Raw genomic sequence first — 25,418 nt, forward strand, 5'->3', positions numbered from 1 at the left:
GGCCGACTGCCGCACCGTCGTGACTGATCGCGCAGTTCCTCCCTCAGCCTTCGGCCGGGGGTACCCCCCAGCGCCCCTTCGGGCACGGAGGCGGCACAGAGTCAGCTGTCGGCCTTGGGTGCCCCTTGCGCGGGCGCGGGAGAATGGACGGTGGTCCATCAGACCGTAGTCATCGACACCGTACGAGGAGGACCAGACATGGCGGAGCCCACGCCGCGTCGGAACGAACCGCGGCTACGCCCCGCGCCCCTGCTCTTCGAGCCTGTGGAAGCGGTCGCCGATCCCGAGCACTTCTTCGGCCTGGAGTCGCTCGACGACCCCGGGTCGCTGCTGGCCCGTGCGACGGAGCTGACCCAGGCGTTCCGGATGGCCACCGACCGGGCGGTGGAGTTCCAGGCCATGGCCGCCGCCCAGCTCGCCGACCCGCGGCGCTTCGACCGTCTGACCCCGGCCGACATCGCCGAGCGGGCCGAGTGGACCGAGGACTACGCGAAGAAGATGGTCGAGTTCGGCCGGGATCTGCTGAGGGGGCGGGAGGGGCAGGGGCCCGAGCAGATCTAGACGGAACCAGCGGGTGGCATATGCCGAGCGGGCAAGATACGCCCTTCCGTGCCGTCCCGCCCGGGTTTCCCGCAACTGACGGCGAGCGGGTGCTCACGAGCGGTATCACATTCCTATGAGCCGCACACCGTACGAGACCTTCCCCGGCGACCTTGGCGACCTCCGCGCCCTCCGCGACCTCGGCGACGCGGCCGGGGTCACCTCCGACGGGGCCGCCTGGCTGGCCTCCGCAGGAACGTATCCGCGGAGCACGCTCGCCTTCTGGGCGGAGCGGCCGGACGCCCCGGTCGTGCTGCCCTGCGGGACCGCCTTCGACGTGGTGAACACCCCGGCGCTCTTCGGCCGTCGCATGCTGGACCGGCTGTGGGACGAGGGGCCGGGATCCGGGCCGGTCGCGGTGTTCCGGGGCCGGATGCTCCTGTTCGCCGCCCCCGGCACCGCCGCCCGGCTGCCGTCGCTGCTGGACTGGGAGGAGTGGGGCGGCCGCGGCCAGGCAGTACCGCCGCTGCTGTGCCACGGCACCGGCGACGCGGTGACCGTCCCGGCGCCGCGCGGCGGCGGCTCCCCCGTCCCGGCCGGCGCCCGCTGGCTGGTCGCCCCGGACACCCGGCAGCCGTGGCTGCCCGGCCCGGAAATCCTGCTCTGGGCGGCGGTCCGCGCGGCCCGCTCGACCGTACGCATATCGATTTTTCCTCCCGCCGATCAGGATGCTAAGGTCTACGACGTCAGCAGGCGCCGCTAGCTCAGTTGGTTAGAGCAGCTGACTCTTAATCAGCGGGTCCGGGGTTCGAGTCCCTGGCGGCGCACGCGAAGTAGGCGGAAGGCCAAGCTCCTGTGAGCTTGGCCTTCCGCCTTTCCGCCGTCAGGGCCCCGTCCGGTTCAGTCCGGCTCGGCCGGCGTGATCTTCACGTTCCAGCCGCCGGACGCCGTCCGCCCCTCCACCGCCACCCGCACGCCGTCCCCCGGCACGGTGAAGCTCTCGCCGAGGGCGACCGGGGCGTCGGCCAGCGGCGGGTAGACCGAGTTCTCCCAGCAGGCCTCGGTGCGCGGATGGGCGTCGATCACCTCGACCGGGCCACCCCCGGAGGCCGTCTCGTCGCGGACCCGGTAGACGAGGATGCCCTGCCGGCAGGCCGCGCTGTCGTTGCCGGACGCGCCGCGCGCCTCGAAGGCCAGCACGGTGTCGGGCCCGGTCCGCACCACCGCCAGCTTGGTGCCGTCGCCGAGCCCGAAGGCCGCCGAGCCCGCGGCCCCCTGAGCCGGCGCCCCCGGCCCGGCGGACAGCGGTTCCAGGGTCAGCCGGGTCGGCGCGGTCCCCCGGACGCAGACCACCTGGCGCGGATCCAGCCATCCCAGCTTCCACTTGTGCCAGGCGAGGAAGTCCGGGGAGAGCCCGAACTGGCTGCCCATCAGATCCCAGTCGCCGACGTACGTGTCCCAGTCGCCCTTGCCGTCCACCGGGCGGTGGTAGAGGTCCGGGAGGTCGAAGATGTGCCCGGTCTCATGGGCGAGAACCAGCCGGTCCGGCGGGTGCTTCTCGAAGACGGTGACGACCCGGCGGACGTCGATGCCGTCGACGTGCACCGGGGTGTCGAGGTTGACCACCTTGGTGGCGTCGGAGTCGACACCGGGCGCGTCCGGGTCGGCCACGAGGTACACGACGTCGTACCGCGAGAAGTCGACCTCGGGATCGGCCGCCGCGAACGCGTCCCGCAGGTAGGCGGCCCGCAGCGGGACGCTCCAGTCGCGTCTCATGCCGTACGCGACCGAGGGCCGGGGCATCCGCAGCCAGTGGCTGAGCGGGTGCGGGTGGATGGTGAACTTCCCGTAGGAGGCCTGCTCGTAGAACCGGCTGGTGGCCGGGAAGTGGTCGGCGGCGAGCTCCGCGGGCGTGGTCCGCGGGGCGGCGTCCGGGAAGGAGAGGAACACCATCACGGCCGAAAGCGGATGGGTGGGGCGGGTGTAGTCGGCGTTCCAGGTGTCGACGCCCTCGGAGTGGTGCGCGTCGGTGCGGTGCAGGGCACAGGGGGCCGTGGAGAACGGCTCGGCGGCCGACGGTCCGGTCAGGATCGTCGTTGCGACGAGCGCCGACATCGTGGTGAACACGGCGGCGGAGCTGCGCAGCAGGAGACGCGGCACGGAAGGACCTCCGGGGGCGGTTCTCGGGACACCGCCCCCAGCCTGTGCGAGTTCGTCACCTTATGACCTGTTTATCTGCACCAGAAGGGTGAGGAGCCCTCCGCCCGCCCCAGGCAGACCCGAACGGCCGACACCCCGAGCCACTCACGGAACGTCACAAGTGGTCGGGCGCCTCAAGAACCCGTCCAGGTGCGGGCAGAAACGATCTGTCAGAATCGCCGGTTCATCGGGGACACTGGACAGTGGCTGGAAGGCCCTCGGGCCAGCATCTATGATCGGCACACTTTCCTGCACGGACAGAGATCGAGTGCACTGCGGGAGCGAGCGGTGAGCGGAACGTCCGAAGGGCCGACGCCCGCGGCAGACCTCGACCGGTCCGCCGTCACAGAGAGTGACAAGACCTACCGGAAGTCGTACGAGAAGACAGACGACGAGACAGCACCGAAGACATACGAACACGCCTTCGCGGCGGCCGCGCTGCCCATGGCCGTGGTCGACCGCGAAGGGCTCGTGGCCACCGCCAACGAGGCGTTCGCCACGCTGATCGGCGCCGATCAGGCCGGGCTGCCCGGGCGGATCGCCGCGGACCTGCTGGACCTGGCCTCCGACGCCCGTACCTGGCACGCCTATCGCGAGGTACTGCGCGGCCGGCAGGCCAAGCTGCGCTGTGCCCGCCGGCTGAAGCACCCCGACGGGCACTCGGTGTGGGTCCAGGTCACCATCGCGCCGCTGGCCAAGGACGTGCCGGGCGTGCTGATCTCGGTCTCCGACATCAGTGCCCGCCGCGAACTCCAATCCCGGCTGCGGCACTTGCAGATGCACGACCCGGTGACCCGGCTGCCCAACCGCACGCTGTTCTTCGAGCGGCTGTCGGCGGCGCTGGAGGCGGAGTCGTACGAGCAGAGCGGCACCGGCCGCATCGGCCTGTGCTACCTGGACCTCGACGGCTTCAAGGCGGTCAACGACACCCTCGGCCACCGGGTCGGCGACCGCCTGCTGGCCGCCGTCGCCGAACGGCTGACCCGGGTCGCCGACGAGGCCGGCTTCGCGCGGGCCGGCGCGCCGCTGGTGGCCCGGCTCGGCGGGGACGAGTTCGCCCTGCTGGTCGAGGACTCGACGGGCACCGAGCAGCTGGCCGATCTGGCCGAGTCGGTGCTGGCCGCCCTCCAGGCGCCGTTCGACCTGGCCGGCCAGCGGCTGTCCCTGTCGGCGTCGATCGGGGTGGTGGAACGGCACGCCGCCGGCACCACCGCCACCGGCCTGATGCAGGCCGCCGACACGACCCTCTACTGGGCGAAGGCCGACGGCAAGTCCCGCTGGACCCTCTTCGATCCGGAGCGCAATGCCCACCTGGTGACCCGGCAGGCGCTCTCCTCCACCCTCCGCCCGGCCATCGAACGCGGCGAGTTCGTGCTCGAATACCAGCCGTTGGTGGGCATGGAGGACGGCCGGCTCAGCGGTGTCGAGGCCCTGGTCCGCTGGCACCATCCGCAGTTCGGCACACTGGCGCCGAATCGGTTCATCGGACTGGCGGAGGAGGACGGCTCGATCGTCCCGCTGGGCCGCTGGGCCCTGACCACCGCCTGCCGGCAGGCCCGCCGCTGGCAGCTGGACCACCCGGGCGAACCGCCGATCTTCGTCAGCGTGAACGTGGCCGTCCGCCAGGTCTGGGACTCCGACCTGGTCGCGGACGTGGCGGAGACCCTGGCCGAGACCGGACTGGCCCCGCACCTGCTCCAGCTGGAGCTGACGGAGTCGGCGGTCATGGGCTCGGCGGGCCGCCCCCTCCAGGCCCTCCAGGCCCTCAGCGACATGGGCGTCCGCATCGCCATCGACGACTTCGGCACCGGCTACTCGAACCTCGCCTATCTCAGCCGGCTCCCCGTCTCCGTCCTCAAGCTGGACGGCTCCTTCGTCCGGGGCTTCCAGTACGACGACCCGGGCGACCGGCCGAACCCGGCCGACGAGGTCGTGGTGGAGGCGATGATCCAGCTGGCCCACCGCCTGGGCCTCACCGTCACCGCCGAATGCGTCGAGACCTCGGCGCAGGCCTCCCGGCTGCGGCACATCGGCTGCGACACCGGCCAGGGGTGGCTCTACTCCCGGCCGGTGACGCCGGATCGTATCTCCGAGCTGCTGGACACCCGGACCTACGCGGACACCCCGGTCGGCAAACCGTAGGCGTCGGCGACCAGTTCGTAGGAGCGCAGGCGCAGTTCGCCGCGGTGGGCGTGCGTGGTGAGCATCAGCTCGTCCGCCCCGGTGCGCTTCTGCAGGTCGTCGAGACCGGCGCGGACCTCGTCGGCGGTGCCGTGCACGATGTTGGCGGTCCAGGAGTGCACGAACTCCTCCTCCATCGGGGAGAACTCGTGCTGCTCGACGTCGTCGGGGTCCGGGAACAGCCCCGGCCTGCCGGTGCGCAGCCGCAGCATGTTCACCGCGCCGGCCCGCACCTGCCGCCGGGCCTCCCGCTCCTCGTCCACGGCGAGGACGGAGACGCCGATGAGGGCGTAGGGCTCGTCGAGCACGGCGGACGGGCTGAAGGACTCCCGGTACAGGTCGAGGGCCGGGACGGTGTTCTGCGCGGAGAAGTGGTGGGCGAAGGCGAACGGCAGCCCGAGCATGCCGGCGAGCCGGGCGCTGAACCCGGAGGAGCCGAGCAGCCAGACCGGCGGCCGGTGCGGCGACTGCACTCCGCCGGCGGTCGTGCTCTGGATCGGCCCGGGAATGGCGTGGATCCTCCGGTACGGGTGCCCGTCCGGGAAGTCGTCGTCGAGGAACCGGGTGAGCTCGGCGAGCTGCTGCGGGAAGTCGTCGGCGCCCTCGTTGAGGGTCTGGGTACGGCGCAGGGCGGCGGCGGTGGCCCCGTCGGTGCCCGGCGCCCGCCCGAGCCCCAGGTCGACCCGGCCCGGTGCCAGCGCCTCCAGCGTCCCGAACTGCTCCGCGATCACGAGCGGGGCGTGGTTGGGCAGCATGACCCCGCCGGAGCCGAGCCGGATCCGCTCGGTGTGGGCGGCGAGGTGGGCGAGGATCACGGCGGGCGAGGAGGAGGCCACACCGGGCATCGAGTGGTGCTCGGCGACCCAGTACCGGTGGAACCCGCGCGCCTCGGTGAGCCGCGCGAGCGCCGCGCTGGTGCGCAGGGCGTCGGTGGCGGTACTGCCGGTGCCGACGGTGACCAGGTCCAGTACGGAGAGGGGGACGGGGGCGGTCCCGTGCGTGATGCCCCGGATCTCGTCTGCCGACACGGTGAGAGCCTCCTGATTTACGGCCGTGAGCTGTCCTGGCGGGCGATAACAGGAGGAGGTCTCCGTTTATTCCGTGCGGGTGGAGCGGGGCCGGGGGGAGGGACGCCTACCGGCGCCGGCAGGGTGCCGCCGCGCCCACCCTCCCCCACGCTCGGCTTCGCTCGCGCGGGGGACCCCCATCGCCCCTGGGGGCACCTCCCAGGCCCTTGAGGCACTGGGGGAGGCACGACTGCCCGCGGCTGCGGCTGCGGCGCGGCTGGCGGGTAGGCGGTTTCCGGTTCCTTCGTTCCTACCGAGTCGGGTGGTGGGTGGGCGAGGGTTTTTCGGGGGTCCAGGGGGCGGAGCCCCCTGGTACGGGCGCCCGGGTCAGACCTGGACCATGGGCTCGCGGGTGAACAGGGCGCCCAGTGCCGGTGCGTTGACCCGGCGGTCCGCCAGGCGGAGCCCCTCCCACACGGTCACCTGGTTCGCCGTGAGCACCGGTTTCGACAGCGTCTTCTCCAGCAGCGACAGGTATGCCGCCGTGTGCAGCGCCGTGTCCGGAAGGAGCACCGCCTCGGCCTCCCCGCTGTCGGCCGCCCGCGCCAGGGTCAGGATCTCCTCCTCTTCCCACGTCCCCACCTCCGCCGCCGTCACGACCCCCGAGGACCGCACGCCGGTCACCTCCAGCCCCCCGGCCCGGAGGAAGTCGGCGAAGAGGGACGCCACGTCGTCGGGGTAGGTCGCACCGACCGCCACCCGCCGTACCCCGAGCTCCCGCGCCGCGTGCACGAACGCGAAGGACGTGGACGACGCCGGCATCCCGGCCGCCCTGGCGAGCGCGCGGACCTGCTGCTGGGCACCCTCCCAGCCGTACACGAAGCTCCCGCTGGTGCACGCCCACACCACCGCCTCCGCGCCCGCGAGCCGCAGCTCCGCCACCCCGGCGGCCAGCCGTTCCTCGGCCCCCATCTCGCGCAACGCGTCCACCCGGTGCGCGTCCTCGCCGATGTCGGTGTGGACGACGTCCACCCGGATGTCGCTGCCGAGGAGCTGCTCGATACGGGGGTAGTCGTCCTCCGCCGAGTGCCCCGGATAGAGGAGTCCGAGCGCTGTCATGTCCACCCTTCCTGCTGTTCTTCCGGCAGTACGGGCCAGTCACGCACCGATGCGTCCATTTTATGGATCAGCGCCTGATACGGCCCGACGGCTCGGGTACCCAGTCTGCGCAGCGCCGCCCACATCGTGACCTGGTTGGCCGACAGGACCGGGATCCGCAGCTCGGCCTCCAGCTGCGGGATGACGTCGTAGGTGGGGAGGTTGGTGCAGGAGATGAACAGGGCGTCGGCGGCGCCGGGCCGTACCGCCCGCCGGGCCATGGCCACCACGTCCCGGTACGGCACCTGCCAGATGTGCCGGGTCAGCCCCATGAACGCGCGGCCGGCGACGCGGATGCCCGCCTCCGCGACGTACTCCTCAAGGACCTGGGTCACCGAGACGGTGTACGGCGTGACCAGCGCCAGCCGTCGTACGCCCAGCTCGGTCAGCGCGTCGAGCAGCGCCCCGGAGGTGGTCAGGGAGGGCACCGCGCCGGAACGGGTCATCGCCTCGCACATCGCGCGCTCGCCCGCGATGCCGCCGACGAAGCTGCCGGAGGTGCAGGCGTAGGCGACGACCTCGGGTGCGACCGCGGTCAGCGCCCGTACCGCCTCGCCGAGAGTCTCGTGCTCGCTGACCAGCCGGGCGAGGTCCAGGCCGACCTCGACCGGCACGTACGGCGTCCTGGTCAGGTGCAGCGACACGTCGTCCGGCACCCAGCGCCACAGCTCGCGGTCGAGCGCGAAGTCGAAGGGCGCCACGACGCCGATGCCGCGCTGGGGCCGAGGTCCGCCCAGAAAGGAGACGTCCATGGGAAGTCACCGGCCTCACGCTGGAAGTCGAGGGGCAACGGTCGACGGATTCGCCCGTGTTGACGAAGGTAGGTTCGGGTGCCAGCGTGGTCAATCCATGCCTCTGAGACGTTTCGTCCGCCCATGTCAGACGCTGTCGGACACCGGGAGACCACCCCGAATGACGCCGCCCGTGCCCACCCTGCTGGTCCTCGACGCCGACCCGCCCCCGCGGCTGGGCCGGCTCACCGGCCGCGCCCGGATCGTGCACACGGACGCGGCGGGCCTCGCGTCCCGGCTGCCGTCGGCCGATGTCCTCCTCGTCTGGGACTTCACCTCGCACGCCGTCCGCGAGGCCTGGCCGGGCGAGGGGCCCCGGCCGGGCTGGGTGCACACGGCGAGCGCGGGCGTCGACCATCTGATGTGCCCGGAGCTGGCCGCGTCCGACACGGTCGTCACCAACGCGCGCGGGGTCTTCGACACGCCCATCGCCGAGTACGTGGCCGCGCTGGTTCTCGCCCTCGCCAAGGACCTGCCCCGGACGCTCGAACTGCAGCGGGAGCGGACCTGGCTGCACCGCGAGGCGCGCCGGGTCGGCGGCACGCGCGCGTGCGTGGTCGGCACCGGTCCGATCGGCCGGGCGATCGCCCGCACCCTCAAGGCGCTCGGCGTCACCACCGCCCTCGTCGGCCGGGTCCCGCACACCGGGATCCACGGCCCCGACGACCTGGACCGGCTGATGTCCCGCGCGGACTGGGTGATCGCGGCCGCCCCGCTGACCGAGCAGACGTACGGCATGTTCGACGCGCACCGCTTCGGCGTGATGCAGCCGTCGGCCTGCTTCATCAACGTCGGCCGGGGCGGGCTGGTCGTCGAGGAGGCGCTGGTCCGGGCGCTGACCCGGCGCTGGATCGCCGCCGCTGCCCTGGACGTCCTCGCCACCGAGCCGTTGCCCGCCGACAGCCCGCTGTGGAGCGTGCCGGGCCTGCTGATCTCCCCCCACATGAGCGGGGACACGGTCGGCTGGCGGGACGAACTGGGCGCCCAGTTCGTCGAGTTGTACGAGCGGTGGGCGGCGGGCAGATCTCTGCTGAACGTGGTCGACAAGAAGCGTGGATACGTGCCCGGTCACTGACTCTTCGGGAGAGGCCCATGGAACTCACCGACCTCACCGCCCGACAGCTCCTCGACGGCTACCGCACGGGCGAGTTCGGCCCGGTGGCGGCGGTCCGGGCGGCCCTGGAACGGGCGGCGCGGATCCAGCCGGAGGTCAACGCCTTCGTCCGGCTCACCGCGGAGGACGCCCTGGCGCGGGCGAGGGCGTCGGAGGAGCGGTGGCGGCGGGGCGAGCCGCAGGGGCTGCTCGACGGCGTCCCGGTGACGGTCAAGGACATCCTCCTCATGCGCGGCCATCCGACCTTGCGCGGCTCGAAGACGATCTCGACGCAAGGAAGTTGGGACGAGGACGCCCCTTCCGTCGCCCGGCTGCGCGAGCACGGCGCGGTGTTCATCGGGAAGACCACCACCCCCGAGTACGGCTGGAAGGGCGTGACCGACTCCCCGCTCTCCGGGATCACCCGCAACCCGTACGACCCCTCCCGCACCGCCGGCGGCTCCAGCGGCGGCAGCGCGGCGGCCGTCGCCCTGGGGGCCGGGCCGCTCTCCCTCGGCACGGACGGCGGGGGCAGCGTGCGCATCCCGGCCGCGTTCTGCGGGATCTTCGGCCTGAAACCGACGTACGGCCGTGTCCCCCTGTATCCCGCGAGCGCCTTCGGCACGCTGTCGCACGTGGGCCCGATGACCCGGGACGCGGCCGACGCGGCGCTGATGCTGGACGTGATCGGGACCCCCGACGCCCGGGACTGGTCGGCCCTCGGCCCTGCCCCGGGGTCTTTCACGGCGGGCCTGGCCGGTGGTGTGCGGGGCCTCCGGGTGGCCTTCTCACCGACGCTCGGCGGCCAGGTCGCGGTCCAGCCGGCGGTCGCGGCGGCGGTACGGCGGGCGGTGGCCGGCCTGGCGGGGCTGGGCGCGTACGTCGAGGAGACCGACCCGGACTTCAGCGACCCGGTGGAGGCGTTCCACGCGCTGTGGTTCGCGGGCGCCGCCCGGGTGACGCAGCGTCTCTCCCCCGGGCAGCGGGAGTCGCTCGACCCGGGGCTGCGGGAGATCTGCGGGATCGGCGCCCGCCTGTCCGCGCTGGACTACCTCGCCGCGGTGGACGTCCGAACGGACCTGGGCCGCCGGATGGGCCGCTTCCACGAGTCGTACGACCTCCTTGTCACCCCCGCCCTGCCCGTCACGGCGTTCGAGGCGGGCGTGGAGGTGCCGAAGAACTCGGGCCACCGGCGGTGGACAGGCTGGACCCCCTTCACCTACCCCTTCAACCTGACCCAGCAGCCGGCGGCGACGGTCCCGGTGGGGAGGGACGCCGACGGCCTCCCGGTAGGCCTCCAGCTCGTGGCCGCCCGCCACCACGACGACCTGGTCCTGCGGGCGGCACACGCCCTGTACGAGGCGGGGGTGGCCTCGGCACCGCCGGACAGCGCCGTCGTGGTTCGGCGCCGTCGCGGCGGAGAAGAACAACCGGCAGCACAGCAGCGCCACGGGAGATGAGCGAGCGGCGGGCCCCGGTCGCAGAGAGAAGGGCGGCGGGACCGGGCTATGCCCTGCGGAAGGTCAGCGTCTCGCCCGCCGCGCCCGTGCGCCACAGGTCGTTGCACGCTTCGGCCAGTGCGGGCAGGCCCTCCACCACCTCGCCCCACACGATGCCCGGCACCCACCCCACGTCCCCGTTGAGCAGCAGGTTGTTGCGCTCGTAGAAGACGGCCAGGTCGACCAGGGTCGTGCCGGGGCGTACCTCGCGGTCGTAGCCGTAGGCCTTGGTGGCCAACTCCGTGCCGGTGAAGGAGAAGTAGCAGAGGTCGCCGGGGATGGGCGTGACGGTCGGGTTCTCCAGGGGCGGTTCCGTCGGCGCGAACGGCGGGAAAAGCGCGTAGATCTCGTTGCGGGCGTACTTGGCGTGGTAGACGTCGCCGGACAGCGGCAGGGCGTCCCAGACGGCGGCGCAGGTGACGGGCGCACGGTCGTCCAGGAGCCGGGCTTTGGCGGTGACACCGCGGTTGACCAGCGAGACTTCGATGAATCGTTCGGTCATGCCTTCCATGGTGCATAAGTCGGTTGGGGTCGGGTAGCCGCGCCGCCATGGCTCCACCACACGGGAACGAATCAGACACATCAGGGTACGAATCCAGACACAGTCGGCGGACCGTGCTCGCGGGTGCCGCCGCGTTCGGCGCACTCGGCGCACTCGGCGCGCTCGGCGCCGCCGGTTGCACGCGCGTGGCCACCGCCGCCGGCACCGACGGCGGTGATCTGCTGCAACGGCTGCGCGCCCAGGGTGTCGTACGGCTCGGGATCGCCGGTGAGATTCCCTTCGGGTACATCGACAAGGACGGGCACCTGACCGGTGAGGCGCCGGAACTGGCGAAGGCCATCTTCAAGCGGCTCGGGGTGGACAAGGTCCAGCCGGTGCCGACCGAGTTCGGTTCGCTGATTCCCGGACTGAACTCGCAGCAGTTCGATGTCGTGGCCGCCGGGATGTACGTCAACCCGGAGCGGTGCCAGCAGGTCGTCTTTGCCGATCCCGACTACCAGATGCTCGACTCGTTCGTCGTGCGCAAGGGGAATCCCAAGGGGCTGCACGACTACAAGGACGTCGTCGCGAAGAAGGCGAAGTTCGCGACGGGGACGGGCTACGCGGAGATCCAGTACGCGGTCGAGGCCGGGTACAAGGAGAGCGACATCCTGATCGTTCCCGACCAGGTCGCCGGGCTGAACGCGGTGGAGGCGGGGCGGGTCGACGTCTTCGCCGGGACCGCGGTCACCGTCCGCGACGTCGTCAAGAAGTCCGCCAAGACCGAGGCGACCAAGCCGTTCGCGCCGCTCGTGGACGGCAAACCGCATGTCGACGGAGGCGCGTTCGCGTTCCGGTCGGCGGAGACGCGGCTGCGCGACGCCTTCAACGTGGAGCTGCACAAGCTGAAGAAGAGCGGGGAACTGTCGCGGATCCTGCGGCCGTTCGGCTTCACCGAGGCCGAGATGACCGACCTGACGGCGAAGGAGCTGTGCGGGGGAGGGAAGAGCGGATGACCTCGGGACTGTGGGACCTCGTACTCAGGGGCGTCTGGACCACCCTTCAACTGCTCGTGCTCAGCGGACTGCTGATGACCGCCGTGGCCCTCGTGGTGGGAGTGGCGCGGACGAACCGGCACTGGGTCGTCCGGTTCCTCGCCGGTCTCTACACCGAGGTGTTCCGCGGCACCTCGGCGCTGGTGATGATCTTCTGGGTGTTCTTCGTGCTGCCGGTCGCCTTCGGCTGGCAGCTGGTGCCGATGTGGGCGGGCACCCTCGCTCTCGGTCTGACGTACGGCGCGTACGGCTCGGAGATCGTGCGCGGAGCGCTCAACGCGGTCGACCCGGCGCAGAAGGAGGGCGGGATCGCGCTCAGCTTCACGCCCTGGCAGCGGCTGCGGCTGATCCTGCTGCCGCAGGCGGTGCCGGAGATGATCCCCTCCTACTGCAACCTGCTCGTGGAGCTGCTCAAGGGCACCGCCCTGGTGTCCATCACCGGCATGGGCGACCTGGCGTTCAGCGGGAACCTGGTGCGGCTGGCCTTGCAGGAGAGCGCGCACATCTACACGTATCTGCTCCTCATCTACTTCGTGATCGCGTTCGTCATCACCCGGCTGATGCGCGGTCTGGAGAAGCGGCTGCGGGCCGGCATCGGCAAGGATCCGGGCGACGAGCGCGCGGCCCGGACCCGCAAGCGCAGGGAGACGACCGGGGTGGGTGGTGTCGCGTGACGTGGGACTGGAGTGCCGTACGCGAGTTCATGCCGCACTTCTGGGACGGTCTGCTGGTCACCCTGCAGGCGCTGGTCCTCGGGTCGCTGATCTCGTTCTCGCTGGGACTGGTGTGGACGCTGCTGATGCGGGCGCCCACACGGTGGGTGCGCTGGCCGGTCGGGGTGGTGACCGAGTTCGTGCGCAACACGCCGCTGCTGGTGCAGCTGTTCTTCCTCTTCTACGTGCTGCCCGAGTGGGGCCTGACGTTCTCCGCGCTGACCACCGGGGTCTTCGCGATCGGCCTGCACTACTCGACGTACACCATGCAGGTCTACCGGGCCGGCATCGAGGCGGTGCCGGTGGGGCAGTGGGAGGCGGCGACGGCGCTCAGTCTCCCGGCGCGGCGGACCTGGTTCGCGGTCATCCTGCCGCAGGCGGTGCGCCGGGTGGTGCCGCCGCTCGGCAACTACGTGATCTCGATGCTCAAGGACACGCCGATCCTGATGTCGATCACCGTGCTGGAGATGCTCGGCCAGGCCCGGCTCTTCTCCCAGCAGCACTTCCAGTTCACCGAGCCGGTGACGGTGATCGGCGTCGCCTTCATCGTCATCTCCTACCTCGCCTCCCTTCTCCTGCGCACCCTGGAGCGTCGCCTTGTCCGTTGACACCAGCAAGCAGCCGAGTACCACCGGTACGACGTCCGACGAACTGATCCGTATCGAAGGGGTGACCAAGCGGTTCGGGGACAACACCGTCCTGGACGGGCTGGACCTCGCCGTGCAGACGGGCAGGCACGTCACCCTGATCGGGCCCTCCGGCTCCGGCAAGACCACGATCCTGCGGATGCTGATGACCCTGACCAAGCCGGACGCGGGCACCATCACCGTCGACGGACAGCGGCTCTTCCCGGCGCCGGAGAAGGAGCTGCGGGAGGTCCGCAAGCAGATCGGGATGGTGTTCCAGCAGTTCAACCTGTTCCCGAACATGAGCGTGCTGCGCAACATCACCGAGGCCCCGGTGACCGTGCTCGGCCTGCCGAAGGACGAGGCGGAGACGCGCGCCCGGGACCTGCTCGACCTGGTGGGCCTCGCCGACAAGCGCGACGCCCGGCCGACCCAGCTCTCCGGCGGCCAGCAGCAGCGGGTCGCGATCGCGCGGGCGCTGGCCATGCGGCCGAAGGTGCTGCTCCTGGACGAGGTGACCTCGGCGCTCGACCCGGAGCTGGTCGCGGGCGTCCTCGACGTGCTCAGGGACATCGCGCGCACCACCGACATCACCATGCTCTGCGTGACCCACGAGATGAACTTCGCGCGGGACATCTCCGACCAGGTCCTGATGTTCGACTCGGGCCGGGTCATCGAGGCGGGCCCGCCGGAGCGGATCTTCAGCGAGCCAGAGCACGAGCGGACCCGGGAGTTCCTCGGCGCGGTGCTGTAGATATTTCCACCGCCGACGCCGTAAAAGTTTCCCCGCGCCGCGCCACGCATACAGGTAGTGAACGCTCGATCACCCGAGGTCCGGCGGGCGGGTCATTCCGCTGACATATGCCAGAGGGTCTTCGTCGCAGTTGGGAGCGCCGGAATCTCGCCAACACCCCCTCCGTTTCCGGTCCTTGCCCGTTATCGTGGAGAGGATCCGCTGTCCGGATCGCGGCCCAAGCGGTGCTGTCATCGCAGTATCGCCGAGCGAGCGCAGGGGGACCACCGTGGCGCTGATGCACGAGCCGACCGCCCCGTACCACTCCGCCCAGGACGCCCTGCGCGTCCTGGAGACGGTGGCGGGGCACGCCACCGGCGTCACCGACACCGAACTGGCCCGCCGCACCCGCCTGGATCCCGAGCGGCTGACCGCGCTGCTGCGCATGCTGCGCCGCGAGGGCTACGTCGAGCAGGTCACCGACGGCGCGTACGTGACCGGCGAGACCCTGCGCCGGCTCGGCTCCGCGCACGAGCGGGAGCAGGCCCTCGGCGAGCAGCTCCAGCAGACCCTCGACCGGCTGCGGGACTCGGTCGGCGCCGCCGTCTATCTCAGCCGGTACGTCGACGGCGAGGTGAAGATCGGCCAGTATGCGGCCGGCCCGACCACCCCCGCGGTCAACGAGTGGGTGGACTTCCGCTCCTCCGCGCACGCCACCGCGATCGGCAAGAGCCTGCTCACCCAGCTCGACCACAACGCCCGCCGCGACCACCTGTCCCGGCACAAGATGGCCCGCCTCACCTCGCGCACCATCACCAGCGACAAGCTGCTGCTCTCCCGCCTGGAGGCGCAGCCGCCGACGGTCCCCGTCCTGGACCTCCAGGAGTACGCCATCGGCACGGTGTGCGCGGCGGTCCCGATCACCGCCGGCTCGGCGGTGGGCTGCCTGGCCCTCTCCCTGCCGGTCGAGCACGCGCACCGGCTCCGCCAGGCCGCCGACACCCTGAACCGCGGCGCGGCCCCGGTGCTGCTGTCCCTCGCCATCTAGCGTCCCGCTCGGCCTGGTCGGCAGCACCCCTGCGGACCAGGTAGTATTTTCTTCGTCGCCACCGCGAGAACAAGGTTCGAGCGGTCGGCGGGAGTCATGCGCCGCTAGCTCAGTTGGTTAGAGCAGCTGACTCTTAATCAGCGGGTCCGGGGTTCGAGTCCCTGGCGGCGCACCGATGAAGGGCCTCTCGTGGAGACGAGGGGCCCTTCGGCTTCCTCGGGGGTCAGCCTGCGGTACGTCCGCTCCCCCGGCGGCCGCCACCACACCGGGTCGGCACAGCGCACCCCCTCCCGTCGCAGGGCCGCCCGCTGGATCTTGTTGGTCGCCGTCACCGGCATCCGCTCCACCACCCGCACGAACCGGGGCGCCATCTTCGTCCCCAGATCCGGCTGCGCCAGCAGGAACTCGGCGAAGTCCAGCGGCTCGAACCGCCCGGCGATCGTCGCCATCACCTGGTCCCCGGTCACCGGGTCCGGCACCCCGTACACGGCGACGGCGTCCGCACCCTCGTACCGGGCCACGATGTTCTCGATCATCGCGGCGGCCAGGTTCTCCCCGTCGACCCGGATCCGGTCGTCGGTACGCCCCGCGAAATACAGATAGCCCTCCCCGTCCCGGTAGAAGAGATCCCCGGTCCAGTACCACCCTCCCCGCCGCCGCTCGGCCTCCGCCGCCGCGTTCCGCCAGTACCCCTCGAACGGATTCGGTGCCCGGTTCACCAGCTCCCCGATGGCCTGCTCCCCGTTGAGCAGCCGACCCCCGGAGTCGAAGACGGCGGGCGGACACTCCTGACCCGACTCCTGGTCGAGTACGACGAGCCCCGGTCCCGCCCGCCCCACCGCCCCGGCCGGCGTCCCCGGCGACCACTGGATCGCCGCCCCGCCCTCCGAGGACCCGTACCCCTCGACCAGCCGCACCCCGAACCGCTCCTCGAAGGCCGCGGCGTCCACGGCCCCGGCCTCCGTCCCGAACCCGAGCCGCAGCGGATTGTCCCGGTCGTCGGGGCGCGGCTCGGTGGCGAGTACGTACTGCACCGCGCGGCCGACGTAGGTGAAGTAGGTGGCCCGGTAGCGCCGCACGTCGCCCAGGAACCCGGACGCCGAGAACCGCCGCCGTAACGCCACCCCGGCCCCCGCCACCAGCGCGGGCGCCCAGTCGGCGATCACGGCGTTGCCGTGGAACATCGGCATGCAGATGTAGTGCACGTCGTCCGCGCCCACCCCGAACTGCCCGGCGAGCGACCGCCCGGCCGCCGCGAGCCGCCCCTGGGAGCAGAGCGCGGCCTTGGGAGCACCCGTGGAGCCGGAGGTGAAGTAGAGCAGGATCCGGTCGGCCGGGGCGGCCCGGGAGGCGTCCGGGCAGGCGCCGAGGTAAGGGGCGAGGAGGGCGCCGTACTCCGGTTCGTCGGTGACGAGGATCCGGACGCCGGGCAGTTCGAGCCCTTCGAGGAGAGACAGGTGGGCGCGCTCGGTGACAAGGACCCGGCACTCGCTGTGCAGGATGTCCCGCGCCAGTTCGGCCCCCCGGCGGGTCGGATTGACCCCGGCGACGGCGGCCCCGGCGAGCGCGGCGGCCCCGAGCCAGAGCGGGAACTCCGGGGTGTTGTCGAGCAGGACCCCGACATGGGGCACGGCACCGGCAGGCAGCAGATCCCCGAGCAGGGCCGCCCGAGCAGCACCCCCGGCGGCCACCTCGTGATGCGTCAGCACCTGCCCCTCGAACCACAGCCCCTGCCGATGGTCACCCCATCGCGCGGCCACCGCTTCGGCGATCGTGCCCCTGTCGAAGTCCATGAAGAAGTAGCGTAATTGACACACCGTCAGATGTGGAGCGCCCCCGCAACGGGCGCGACACGCAGGGGCGCGGGGCCGTATCAATCTGCGGCTGCCGCCGCGCGGGCGCGATCAGCCACGACGAACCCGCAGCGCGCCCCCACCCACCGGTCGCATCCCTCACGGAGCGAAACTGTCCGCCTCCGAGAAGAAGAAATGCGCCGCCCCCATGAAAACCAGCGCGAACACGATGAACACCACGAAGAACGCCACCGTGCACCCGGCCCCCACGGCCAGCCGCCCCTGCGCCGGCGCCTGTGCCGTGGCCTTCTCCGGGTGCTCCGGCAGGTAGTAGACCGTGACGAAGTCACCCTCGACGACGGTGGACCGCCCGCTCCGCTCGTCGATGCGGACGGTACGCCCCTCGGCCGTCGTGAACTCGTACACATGGTGCAGCGTGGTCGTCACGGCCGTGTCCCCGGCGCCGCCACTGGTCGTCGTGTACGACCGCAGACAGCGCGCCTCGGCGGTACGCCCGTGACGCCACGTCCGGCTGATCTCGCTCGACCGCCCGAGCGTCTTGACCACCCCGAGGACACCGACGATGAGGAAGATGCCGGGAATGATGTAGAAGAACGCCTCCATCAGGCCCATGAGAGTCCCCCGTTTCCGAACACCGGTCCGACTGACCGGCGTGCCGGGAACGTACCCCCGCGGTCTGCGGCAGGTCCTCAAGCGAAGCTCAGATCAGCCGGGTGTTACCCAGTCGTCGAACGACGCCGGTCAGAACGTGACGTCCGAGCAGGCATAGAACGCGTTGCCCGTGTCGGCGATCGTCCAGACCGCCAGGATCACGTGGTGACCGCTCAGCCCCGTGGGCAGGGTGCCGCTGTGGCTGAGGGTGGCCGGCGGGCGCTGGCCGTTGTAGGGGACGGTGAGGAACGGGGTGGTGTTGAGGTCCGAACGGGCGAGGGCGTGGTTCTGGTTCCAGCCCTGCTTGGTGACGTAGTACTTGAAGTCGGTCGTGGCGTGCATCGCGGTGAACTGCCAGCGGAACGTGTACGCCTGTCCGCCCGTCACCTTCGTCGTCGGCCAGGCGCCTCCCGACGGCGTGGTCGGCGAGCTGAGCTGGGCGAACCTGCTCAGGCCTCCGTTGCAGAGCTGGCCGTCGGCGGGACCGGCCGCCGGGAAGCCCTTCGGGCCCTCGACGCTCTGCGGCTCGTACTGGATGTCACCGCAGTTGGTCACGGTGCCGTTGGCGCAGAGCTTCTGCCGGCTGATGGGGAGGTCGGTGTAGCCGTGCCCGCTGGCGCCGCCGGTGGAGAGCGCGAAGGCTCCGGCGGTCGCCACGCCGAGCACGACGGCCGACACCTTGGTCCGTTTACGCATGCTGCCGCTCCTGGAGAACGTGGGGGATGTTCACTGAGCCGTGCAGGTCTAGACCAAGTCCCAGATTATTGCCGCTACTTGGGCATGTCCATACCAAAAGGGGGTCCATCCCTTTCACGGCTCCACGGCTCCACGGCTTCACGGCGCGGACGCGGTGCGCCCCGAACAGAACGCCACCGTCAGGTCCCGCACCAGCGCCTTGCGCTCGTAGTCGTCGAGGTCGACCAGTCCGCGCATGGTCAGCCGGGTCACCGTGTCCTCGACGGAGTCCACCACCGAGGTGAGCATGGTGGCCCGCTGCTGCGCGTCGAGCGCGGCGATCCGGCGGCGGTGCATGGCCGCGGCGACCTCCGGGGCGTACTCCACCCGGACCGGCTGCACGGCGAACACCTCCAGGCCGATGCCCGCCGCGTCCGCCGTGACCAGCCGGGTCAGCGCGTCCGTCGCCATCTCCACCGAGCCCCGGGCCGTGCCCGGCGGCTCCACCGGCACCCGGGCCAGCGCGGCCTCCACGCACTCGCGCAGATACGTCTCGTGGTCCTCGACGCCGAGCGCCGCCCGCGCGGTGTCCCGCACCCGCCACACCACCAGGACGACGACCCGGAGCGCGACCCCGTTGCCGTCCGCCGCCGGCATCTCCTCGCTGCGCCAGTGCCGCAGCCGCACGTCGACCCGGCGGCGCAGCACCAGCGGGTTGACCCAGAGCAGGCCGGTGCGCCGCACCGTCCCCCGGTAGCGGCCGAACATGCCCAGCACCCAGGCCCGCCCGGTCGTCCCGCGCGCGAGCCCCGCGAAGCCGGCCAGGCCGAGCGCGCCGGCGCCCGCGTACGCGGCCCACTGCGCCGGGCCGAGCCCCGCGCTTCCGGACACCGGCAGGCGCAGCGTGTGCGCCGCGAGCGACGGCAGCAGCCCCGCCCACCAGGAGGTGGCGAGCCCCCCGGCCACTCCGCCGAGCCCGGCGCACACGCCGGCCGCGCCGGGCAGCACCCGGGCCGGGCGCTCCACCAGTTCGGGGTCGACGGCGGCGGCCGGCCGGGGCTTGGCCGGGAACGGGCGGCGCAGCCGGGGCTGCTCGCCGGTGCCCTGGCGGCGGCCGACCACGGCGGGCCGCAGCGGCACCGACAGCGGATCCGGGTCGTCGCGGAACAGCAGATGGACGGGGATCTCGGTGGTGATCTCGTTCTGGATCAGCCGGGGAGTCGGGCGGGTGGGCGGCCCGCCGTCCGGGGGTCCGTCCGACTCAGGGGTGTGTGCGGTGGTCGTACTCATGCCTGCCTCCAGCCTCCGCGCCAGATGCTTCAGGTGGTCCTCAGGGGATCGGGGTCGTCACAGGAACAGGCGGCGCCAGGTCTCCGGCCCCGGGTAGCCGTCGGCCGCGCCGCCGCGCCAGCCCTGGGCGCGCTGGAACGCCTCGACGGCTCTGCGGTCCGCCTCGCCCCAGGCGGGGTGCGGGCCGTCGGGGTAGAAACGGCCGTAGCCCTTCTTGACCAGCTGCCTGCCGAGCTGGGTGACGTGGTCGTTGGCGGCACCCGGACGGAAGAAGTTCTTGCCGGGGTAGCCCGCGACCCCGTGCGAGGCGGGGGCGGGCGGGGCCGTGGGGGCGGGCTTGATGCTCTTGCCCTTGCCGGAGGCGAGGAGCTCCCAGGTGCGCGGCCCCGGCAGGCCGTCGGCGGCGGCGCCGGTCCACCCCTGGGCCCGCTGGAAGGCCTGGGTGGCCCGCTGGTCCGACGCGCCCCAGACCGGACCCGGGCCCTTGGCGTAGTGGCTGCCGGCACCCCGGGCGACCAGCAGCTGCCCGAGGAGGGTGACGTACTTGTTGTCGGCGCCGGGCCCGAAGTAGGCCGCCCCGGGGAACGGCACCGACGTCCTGCCGGCCTGGGCGCCCGCCGCGACCGGGTCCGCGATCAGGCCGTTGTAGCGGTAGGGGACGTACTTGGCGGAATTGGTCCAGTAGGCGTAGGGAGTGGACTGGCGGCGGGCGCGCGGGGGTGTCTGCTCGTACGCCGTGTAGTAGGTGTGCGTGTAGTCCGTCCAGCCGCCGAAGATCACGACGTGCGAGCCCTTCTCCGGGTTGTCCGGGTTGTGGAAGAGCAGGATGTCGCCGGGCTGGAGCTCCCCCTTGGTGATCTTCGTGCCGAACTGGTCGAGGCTCCCGGTCCACTCGTTGCCGGCCAGCCCCCAGGCCATGGAGACATAGCCGGAGCAGTCCTGCCGGTACCCGTCGGTCCAGTAGAGGGACATGCTGTACGGCACCTGGGCGGCGACCCAGGTCTTGGCCCGGGTGATGATCTGCGTACGGGTGATGGGGGGTGCGGTGACCGGGCCGTGGACGGGGGTGCCGTTCGGCCCGTGCAGGGGGGCCTTGGTGCCCTGTGGGGTCTCGGGCGCGGGGTCCACGGGGGCGGCGGACCGGTGCGGGGCGGGCGGGGTGCTGTGGGCGGCGGCGGTCGGGGTGCTCGCGGCGAGGGCGGCGGACGCGGCGGCGGCCACGACCAGGCCGCCCCGGGCGGCCGGGTGCCCGCCGAAGCGGCCGGGCAGCGGGGAGGGGTCCACCCGCCGCCAGTGGACGCATCCGGGGCATTCGCAGTTGTTCGCGGGGTCGAATTCCTCGAATACCGGGGCCGGCATGCGATTCCCCTCACACTTCGTGTTGATATGTCCGAGACTGTGCACATTGATGAGTTTCCCAACTGTGGTCCCGGTGCGCATGCTGACGGTCCGAATGATGTACGACAGGGGGCGGGCGAAGGTCGCCCTGGTGGCCGACGGTCGGGAGCACGGTTCCCGGTCGGGTAGAGTTCTCGACGTCAGCAGGCGCCGCTAGCTCAGTTGGTTAGAGCAGCTGACTCTTAATCAGCGGGTCCGGGGTTCGAGTCCCTGGCGGCGCACCGACACCCAGAAGGCCCTCCGCAGCAGCGGGGGGCCTTCTGGCGTACGCCCCACCGGCCACGCGAGGCCACTTCGGCACCCTCTGCCACCCATTGCCCCTTTATGTCAAATACCGACACGACCGGTCCACACAATCCCCACACGCTCCACAATGAACACGTATGACCGGTAAACAGCGTGTTTCGCTCTTGCGATCATGCTGAGCACCGTAGAACCCTGGATGTCCAAAGTGCCGGTGTTTCACGGCACTTGGGGGGTAGATAGCCGGTTGCCAGATCTGCGGGGTTGAGGGGCCCCGGTCATGAATTGACGCGCCCGGCAGGGTCGAGGGGGATCCGAGCGGGCGGTGGGACCGATGAACACGCGCTGACCTGCGTGTGGGGGGATGACTCATGACGTCGACGCCGATGGGCGCCCGGCAGGAACAGGAACACGACCCGTCACGGACCGCACAGCTCCGGGTGCCCGCGCACCGCACCACCGCCGGCGCCCTGGGCCGCATCAAGAAGACCCTGCCCAGATACGACTACGAGCACTACAGCCGGCTCGCGGGCCCCCTCACCCAGCCCGACCCGGGCAGGCCGTACACCGTGCAGTACCGCTCGCTGCTCTCCCAGGAACCGCACCGCGTCCGTGCCGCGCTGATGCTGGGCGCGGCCCCGCTGCTCTCACTCGTCCTGCTGACCTGGCTGCTGCGGCCCGAGCACTGGACCCAGCGGGACTACCCGGCGTACGACTTCCTGCCGGCCCTCGACACCGTGATGCTGGTGTCGATCGGCCTGATCGAGTTCTTCCGCTGCATGAACGTGCTGTCCAACGCGCACGCCACCCTGGTCGCCCGCGACCCGGTCCCGGTGGTCCCGGAGACCGGCACCCGGGTCGCCTTCATCACCACGTTCGTGCCCGGCAAGGAACCCCTCGACATGGTCACCCGGACCCTTCAGGCGGCGGTCCGGCTGCGCCATCGCGGACTGCTGCACGTCTGGCTCCTCGACGAGGGCGACGACCCGGAGGTGCGGAAGGTCTGCGCGCGCCTGGGCGTGCACCACTTCACCCGCAAGGGCGTCGAGCGGTGGAACCGGCCCGAGGGCCCGCACCGCGCCAGGACCAAGCACGGCAACTACAACGCCTGGCTGGAGGCGCACGGCGACGAGTACGACTTCTTCGCCTCCGTCGACACCGACCACGTGCCACTGCCCAACTACCTGGAGCGGATGCTCGGTTACTTCCGCGACCCGGACGTCGGCTTCGTCATCGGCCCGCAGGTCTACGGCAACTACGACACCTTCGTCACCAAGGCCGCCGAGTCCCAGCAGTTCCTCTTCCACGCCCTGATCCAGCGCGCCGGCAACCGCTACGGCGCCCCCATGTTCGTCGGCACCTCCAACGCCGTACGGATCCGGGCGATCAAGCAGATCGGCGGCCTGTACGACTCGATCACCGAGGACATGGCGACCGGCTTCGAGATGCACCGCGCCAGGAACCCGGCGACGGGGCGGAAATGGCGCTCGGTCTACACCCCGGACGTGCTCGCGGTCGGCGAGGGCCCGAACGCCTGGACCGACTTCTTCACGCAGCAGCTCCGCTGGTCCCGGGGCACGTACGAGACGATTCTCAAGCAGTACTGGAAGGGGCTGTTCAGCCTGGGCCCGGGCAAGCTCTTCAACTACACGATGATGATCATCTTCTACCCGATGTCGGCCCTCAACTGGATTTTGGCGGCGCTGAGCTGCGCACTCTTCCTGGGCCTGGGCGCCTCGGGCGTGAACATCGACCCCGCCGTGTGGCTGATGCTCTACGGCAACGCCTCCGCGCTCCAGATCGGCCTCTACATCTGGAACCGCCGGCACAACGTCTCCCCGCACGAACCGGAGGGCTCCGGCGGGGTCGCCGGCATGGTGATGTCGGCCCTGTCCGCGCCGGTCTACGCCCGCTCGCTCATGGACGCGGTACTGCGCCGCAAGAGCAGGTTCGTGGTCACGCCGAAAGGCGAGTCGGCCAGCCCGGACACCCTCTTCGGGACCTTCCGGATCCACTGGTTCTTCATCCTGGTCTTCGGCGGCTCACTGGTCGCCGGCGTCCTCGGCGGCCACGCGCAGCCCGCGATGCTGACCTGGGCGTCACTCGCGCTGCTGATCACGGCCGCCCCGATCTTCGCCTGGCGGTACACCCTGCGCAGGGAGCGCGGGAGGCCGGAGGCGCCGGCCGAGCCGGAGGACGCGGTGCCGGCGGGGTACCTGCCCGCGGGGCACGCGCCGCAGCAGCGGCCGGCCTGGATCGCGTTCGGCGGACCGGGGGGTCGTGAGGAATGAGCGACAGTGCCGGCCGGCGCCGGGCTCGTCGGTTCGCGATCAGTACGGTGGTGGTTCTCGCCCTGGCCGGGATGAACGGGCCGTGGCTGTACCGCTTCGGGACCGAGCGATACCACCAGTACAAGATCAACAGACCGGAGTACAAGGCCGCCAACGGCCACTGGGACATCGTCGAGTTCCCGAAGGAGTACCGCCAGGACACCATCCACGCGGTGCTCCTGCACACCGGGAAGGTGCTGCTGGTCGCGGGCTCCGGCAACAACCAGGACAACTTCGACGCGAAGATCTACGACAGCCGGATCTGGGACCCGGTCAAGGGCACCGTCAAGAAAGTGCCCACCCCGGCCGACCTGTTCTGCACCGGGCACACCCAGCTCGCCAACGGCGACATCCTGATCGCGGGCGGCACCAAGCGGTACGAGAAGCTCAAGGGCGACGTCAAGAAGGCCGGCGGCGTCATGATCCTCTACAACGAGAACCCGGACAAACCGATGACCCTGCCCAAGGGCACGCGGTTCACCGGCAGACAGAACGGCAAGACGTTCGTCTCCGACGACTCGGCGCTGATCCCGCGCGCCACGAAGGTCTTCGACAAGGCCGGCAGGTACCTGCGCAACAACCCCGGTTACGCCCGGGTCATCGTCGAGGCGCCCCAGCAGGGCACGAAGTACGAGACCGGCACCCAGGACAACTACCGCATCCAGGGCCTCACCGGCGCCGACGCCCGCAACACGTACGGCATCGCCAACAAACTCGGGCTCGACAAACGGGACTTCGAAGGCATCAAGAACGCCTACGAGTTCGATCCGGTCGCCGAGAAGTACATCAAGGTCGACCCGATGAACGAGGCACGCTGGTATCCGACGCTCACGACGTTGTCGGACGGCAAGGTGCTGAGTGTCTCGGGGCTCGACGACATCGGGCAGCTGGTGCCGGGCAAGAACGAGGTCTTCGACCCGAGGACGAAGACCTGGACGTACACGAAGTACAAGCGCCAGTTCCCGACCTACCCCGCGCTGTTCCTGCTCCAGAACGGCAAGCTCTTCTACTCCGGTTCCAACGCCGGATACGGCCCCGACGACGTGGGGCGCGACCCCGGCATCTGGGACGTCGACACCAACCGGTTCACCAGGCTCCCCGGGCTCAGCGACCCGAACATGCTGGAGACGTCCGGGACCGTGCTGCTGCCTCCGGCGCAGGCCGAGAAGTACATGGTGGTCGGGGGCGGCGGGGTCGGCGAGTCCGAGTTGTCGACGAACCGGACGCGGCTGATCGACCTGAAGGATCCCCACCCGGGATTCGTGGACGGGCCCACGCTGGAGAAGGGGACGCGGTATCCGCAGATCTCCGTGCTGCCGGACGACAGCGTGCTGGTGTCGGGCGGGTCCGAGGACTACCGGGGGCGGGGCGCCTCCGACATCAGGCAGGCGCGGATCTACGACACCTCCACGAACTCCTTCCGGAGGGTGGCCGATCCGCTCGTGGGCCGCGACTACCACTCCGGGTCGATCCTGCTGCCCGACGGGCGGGTCATGTTCTTCGGCTCCAACCCGCTGTTCGCGGACAGGGCCAACACCCAGCCGGGGGTCTTCGAGCAGCGGATCGAGATCTACACGCCGCCGTATCTGTACCGGGACTCACGGCCGTCGCTGAGCGGGGGGCCGCAGACGATTGTCCGGGGTGGATCGGGGACGTTCACGTCACAGCAGGCTTCGGCCATCAGGAAGGTGCGGTTGATCCGGCCGAGTGCCACTACGCATGTGACGGATGTGGATCAGCGGAGTATTGCACTGGATTTCAGGACGTCGGGGAATCGGGTCACTGTGACTGTGCCGGGGAATCGGAATCTGGTGCCGTCGGGGTGGTACATGCTGTTCGTCGACGACGATCAGGGGACACCGAGCCGGGCGCAGTGGGTGAAAGTCCCGTGAT

The 25,418-nt window shown here is 71.1% G+C and carries 22 protein-coding genes and 3 tRNA genes; 15 read left to right on the forward strand and 10 right to left on the reverse strand.

Translation table 11 applies throughout. From position 1 onward, the window contains the following. The first annotated feature begins 198 nt into the window (after positions 1–198). The 3 genes from OHB00_RS20060 to OHB00_RS20070 all read left to right on the forward strand — a co-directional run bounded on the left by OHB00_RS20060 (position 199) and on the right by OHB00_RS20070 (position 1,367). Positions 199–561 (forward strand): hypothetical protein, encoded by a 363-nt coding sequence (locus OHB00_RS20060; protein WP_406436268.1) that lies wholly within the window; start codon positions 199–201, stop codon positions 559–561. A 115-nt stretch (positions 562–676) separates the two neighbouring features. Then, on the forward strand, positions 677–1,303 hold the full coding sequence (locus tag OHB00_RS20065) for a bifunctional DNA primase/polymerase (RefSeq protein ID WP_406436269.1): 627 nt from the start codon (positions 677–679) through the stop codon (positions 1,301–1,303). Continuing rightward, a tRNA-Lys gene (locus OHB00_RS20070) sits at positions 1,294–1,367 on the forward strand. The genes OHB00_RS20065 and OHB00_RS20070 overlap by 10 nt, the downstream gene beginning before the upstream one ends. Positions 1,368–1,440: 73 nt before the next feature. Here the strand turns inward: OHB00_RS20070 and OHB00_RS20075 are convergent. Continuing rightward, the gene (locus OHB00_RS20075; protein ID WP_406445889.1) at positions 1,441–2,655 is read right to left on the reverse strand and encodes a M6 family metalloprotease domain-containing protein; all 1,215 of its coding nucleotides are present in this window, start codon (positions 2,653–2,655) and stop codon (positions 1,441–1,443) included. 372 nt (positions 2,656–3,027) lie between these two features. Between OHB00_RS20075 and OHB00_RS20080 the strand changes: the two genes are divergently transcribed. Further along, a complete protein-coding gene (locus OHB00_RS20080) occupies positions 3,028–4,881 on the forward strand; it encodes a putative bifunctional diguanylate cyclase/phosphodiesterase (protein ID WP_406436270.1) in 1,854 nt (617 codons plus the stop codon). Here the strand turns inward: OHB00_RS20080 and OHB00_RS20085 are convergent. The 3 genes from OHB00_RS20085 to OHB00_RS20095 form a co-directional block, all read right to left on the reverse strand. Next, positions 4,851–5,948 carry an LLM class flavin-dependent oxidoreductase gene (locus OHB00_RS20085; RefSeq protein ID WP_406436271.1) on the reverse strand — a complete coding sequence of 366 codons (1,098 nt, stop codon included), beginning with the start codon at positions 5,946–5,948 and terminating at the stop codon, positions 4,851–4,853. The two genes, OHB00_RS20080 and OHB00_RS20085, sit on opposite strands and share 31 nt — an antisense overlap. Positions 5,949–6,314: 366 nt before the next feature. Further along, on the reverse strand, positions 6,315–7,046 hold the full coding sequence (locus OHB00_RS20090) for an aspartate/glutamate racemase family protein (RefSeq protein WP_406436272.1): 732 nt from the start codon (positions 7,044–7,046) through the stop codon (positions 6,315–6,317). Then, positions 7,043–7,837 carry an aspartate/glutamate racemase family protein gene (locus OHB00_RS20095; RefSeq protein ID WP_406436273.1) on the reverse strand — a complete coding sequence of 265 codons (795 nt, stop codon included), beginning with the start codon at positions 7,835–7,837 and terminating at the stop codon, positions 7,043–7,045. The genes OHB00_RS20090 and OHB00_RS20095 overlap by 4 nt, the downstream gene beginning before the upstream one ends. 160 nt (positions 7,838–7,997) lie before the next feature. On the opposite strand from OHB00_RS20095, the gene OHB00_RS20100 reads away from it, so the two are divergent. Together OHB00_RS20100 and OHB00_RS20105 are read left to right on the forward strand one after the other, a co-directional pair. After that, positions 7,998–8,951, forward strand: coding sequence for a D-2-hydroxyacid dehydrogenase (locus OHB00_RS20100; protein WP_406436274.1), 954 nt, complete (start codon positions 7,998–8,000; stop codon positions 8,949–8,951). Between the two features lie 17 nt (positions 8,952–8,968). Then, the gene (locus OHB00_RS20105) at positions 8,969–10,429 is read left to right on the forward strand and encodes an amidase (RefSeq protein WP_406436275.1); all 1,461 of its coding nucleotides are present in this window, start codon (positions 8,969–8,971) and stop codon (positions 10,427–10,429) included. A gap of 46 nt (positions 10,430–10,475) precedes the next feature. Here OHB00_RS20105 and OHB00_RS20110 read toward each other — a convergent pair whose 3' ends face one another. Beyond that, complete coding sequence (locus tag OHB00_RS20110; protein WP_406436276.1) at positions 10,476–10,970, reverse strand: DUF3830 family protein; 495 nt, start codon at positions 10,968–10,970, stop codon at positions 10,476–10,478. Positions 10,971–11,017: 47 nt separating this feature from the next. Between OHB00_RS20110 and ehuB the strand changes: the two genes are divergently transcribed. The 6 genes from ehuB (at position 11,018) to OHB00_RS20140 (ending at position 15,296) form a co-directional block, all read left to right on the forward strand. After that, positions 11,018–11,965 (forward strand): ectoine/hydroxyectoine ABC transporter substrate-binding protein EhuB, encoded by a 948-nt coding sequence (gene ehuB, locus OHB00_RS20115; protein WP_406436277.1) that lies wholly within the window; start codon positions 11,018–11,020, stop codon positions 11,963–11,965. Further along, complete coding sequence (gene ehuC, locus OHB00_RS20120) at positions 11,962–12,678, forward strand: ectoine/hydroxyectoine ABC transporter permease subunit EhuC (RefSeq protein WP_406436278.1); 717 nt, start codon at positions 11,962–11,964, stop codon at positions 12,676–12,678. The genes ehuB and ehuC overlap by 4 nt, the downstream gene beginning before the upstream one ends. Then, positions 12,675–13,325 (forward strand): ectoine/hydroxyectoine ABC transporter permease subunit EhuD, encoded by a 651-nt coding sequence (gene ehuD, locus OHB00_RS20125; protein WP_406436279.1) that lies wholly within the window; start codon positions 12,675–12,677, stop codon positions 13,323–13,325. The genes ehuC and ehuD overlap by 4 nt, the downstream gene beginning before the upstream one ends. Continuing rightward, positions 13,315–14,097: an ectoine/hydroxyectoine ABC transporter ATP-binding protein EhuA gene (gene ehuA, locus OHB00_RS20130; protein WP_406436280.1), complete on the forward strand. Its 783-nt coding sequence runs from the start codon at positions 13,315–13,317 to the stop codon at positions 14,095–14,097. Before ehuD ends, ehuA begins: the two co-directional genes overlap by 11 nt. A gap of 268 nt (positions 14,098–14,365) precedes the next feature. Then, positions 14,366–15,124, forward strand: coding sequence for an IclR family transcriptional regulator (locus OHB00_RS20135; protein ID WP_406436281.1), 759 nt, complete (start codon positions 14,366–14,368; stop codon positions 15,122–15,124). A gap of 98 nt (positions 15,125–15,222) precedes the next feature. Continuing rightward, positions 15,223–15,296 (forward strand) — tRNA-Lys (locus tag OHB00_RS20140). Here the strand turns inward: OHB00_RS20140 and OHB00_RS20145 are convergent. From OHB00_RS20145 to OHB00_RS20165, 5 genes are all read right to left on the reverse strand, one after another. Next, entirely contained in the window at positions 15,262–16,917 is a 1,656-nt protein-coding gene (locus OHB00_RS20145; protein WP_406436282.1) for a long-chain-fatty-acid--CoA ligase, read from the reverse strand. The two genes, OHB00_RS20140 and OHB00_RS20145, sit on opposite strands and share 35 nt — an antisense overlap. A 159-nt stretch (positions 16,918–17,076) precedes the next feature. Next, positions 17,077–17,550, reverse strand: coding sequence for a DUF3592 domain-containing protein (locus tag OHB00_RS20150; RefSeq protein WP_406436283.1), 474 nt, complete (start codon positions 17,548–17,550; stop codon positions 17,077–17,079). Positions 17,551–17,679: 129 nt separating this feature from the next. Beyond that, complete coding sequence (locus tag OHB00_RS20155; RefSeq protein WP_406436284.1) at positions 17,680–18,285, reverse strand: lytic polysaccharide monooxygenase; 606 nt, start codon at positions 18,283–18,285, stop codon at positions 17,680–17,682. A 138-nt stretch (positions 18,286–18,423) separates the two neighbouring features. Then, positions 18,424–19,554 (reverse strand): SPFH domain-containing protein, encoded by a 1,131-nt coding sequence (locus OHB00_RS20160; protein ID WP_406436285.1) that lies wholly within the window; start codon positions 19,552–19,554, stop codon positions 18,424–18,426. Between the two features lie 57 nt (positions 19,555–19,611). Further along, positions 19,612–20,913 carry a peptidoglycan-binding protein gene (locus tag OHB00_RS20165; protein WP_406436286.1) on the reverse strand — a complete coding sequence of 434 codons (1,302 nt, stop codon included), beginning with the start codon at positions 20,911–20,913 and terminating at the stop codon, positions 19,612–19,614. Between the two features lie 186 nt (positions 20,914–21,099). Between OHB00_RS20165 and OHB00_RS20170 the strand changes: the two genes are divergently transcribed. The 3 genes from OHB00_RS20170 (at position 21,100) to OHB00_RS20180 (ending at position 25,417) form a co-directional block, all read left to right on the forward strand. Next, a tRNA-Lys gene (locus tag OHB00_RS20170) sits at positions 21,100–21,173 on the forward strand. Positions 21,174–21,566: 393 nt separating this feature from the next. Continuing rightward, positions 21,567–23,486: a glycosyltransferase family 2 protein gene (locus OHB00_RS20175; RefSeq protein WP_406436287.1), complete on the forward strand. Its 1,920-nt coding sequence runs from the start codon at positions 21,567–21,569 to the stop codon at positions 23,484–23,486. Then, a complete protein-coding gene (locus OHB00_RS20180; RefSeq protein WP_406436288.1) occupies positions 23,483–25,417 on the forward strand; it encodes a galactose oxidase-like domain-containing protein in 1,935 nt (644 codons plus the stop codon). Before OHB00_RS20175 ends, OHB00_RS20180 begins: the two co-directional genes overlap by 4 nt. Position 25,418: the final 1 nt, after the last annotated feature.

This window comes from Streptomyces sp. NBC_00631, from assembly GCF_045206895.1.
GTDB lineage: Bacteria > Actinomycetota > Actinomycetes > Streptomycetales > Streptomycetaceae > Streptomyces.

Excerpts from the sequence above, each read along its gene's own strand:
- OHB00_RS20060 (WP_406436268.1), top strand. The coding sequence starts at position 199 with ATGGCGGAGCCCACGCCGCGTCGGAACGAACCGCGGCTACGCCCCGCG.
- OHB00_RS20065 (WP_406436269.1), top strand. The coding sequence starts at position 677 with ATGAGCCGCACACCGTACGAGACCTTCCCCGGCGACCTTGGCGACCTC.
- OHB00_RS20075 (WP_406445889.1), bottom strand. The coding sequence starts at position 2,655 with ATGTCGGCGCTCGTCGCAACGACGATCCTGACCGGACCGTCGGCCGCC.
- OHB00_RS20090 (WP_406436272.1), bottom strand. The coding sequence starts at position 7,046 with ATGACAGCGCTCGGACTCCTCTATCCGGGGCACTCGGCGGAGGACGAC.
- OHB00_RS20095 (WP_406436273.1), bottom strand. The coding sequence starts at position 7,837 with ATGGACGTCTCCTTTCTGGGCGGACCTCGGCCCCAGCGCGGCATCGGC.
- OHB00_RS20100 (WP_406436274.1), top strand. The coding sequence starts at position 7,998 with ATGACGCCGCCCGTGCCCACCCTGCTGGTCCTCGACGCCGACCCGCCC.
- OHB00_RS20105 (WP_406436275.1), top strand. The coding sequence starts at position 8,969 with ATGGAACTCACCGACCTCACCGCCCGACAGCTCCTCGACGGCTACCGC.
- OHB00_RS20110 (WP_406436276.1), bottom strand. The coding sequence starts at position 10,970 with ATGACCGAACGATTCATCGAAGTCTCGCTGGTCAACCGCGGTGTCACC.
- ehuB (WP_406436277.1), top strand. The coding sequence starts at position 11,018 with ATGGCTCCACCACACGGGAACGAATCAGACACATCAGGGTACGAATCC.
- ehuC (WP_406436278.1), top strand. The coding sequence starts at position 11,962 with ATGACCTCGGGACTGTGGGACCTCGTACTCAGGGGCGTCTGGACCACC.
- OHB00_RS20145 (WP_406436282.1), bottom strand. The coding sequence starts at position 16,917 with ATGGACTTCGACAGGGGCACGATCGCCGAAGCGGTGGCCGCGCGATGG.
- OHB00_RS20150 (WP_406436283.1), bottom strand. The coding sequence starts at position 17,550 with ATGGGCCTGATGGAGGCGTTCTTCTACATCATTCCCGGCATCTTCCTC.
- OHB00_RS20155 (WP_406436284.1), bottom strand. The coding sequence starts at position 18,285 with ATGCGTAAACGGACCAAGGTGTCGGCCGTCGTGCTCGGCGTGGCGACC.
- OHB00_RS20160 (WP_406436285.1), bottom strand. The coding sequence starts at position 19,554 with ATGAGTACGACCACCGCACACACCCCTGAGTCGGACGGACCCCCGGAC.
- OHB00_RS20165 (WP_406436286.1), bottom strand. The coding sequence starts at position 20,913 with ATGCCGGCCCCGGTATTCGAGGAATTCGACCCCGCGAACAACTGCGAA.
- OHB00_RS20175 (WP_406436287.1), top strand. The coding sequence starts at position 21,567 with ATGACGTCGACGCCGATGGGCGCCCGGCAGGAACAGGAACACGACCCG.
- OHB00_RS20180 (WP_406436288.1), top strand. The coding sequence starts at position 23,483 with ATGAGCGACAGTGCCGGCCGGCGCCGGGCTCGTCGGTTCGCGATCAGT.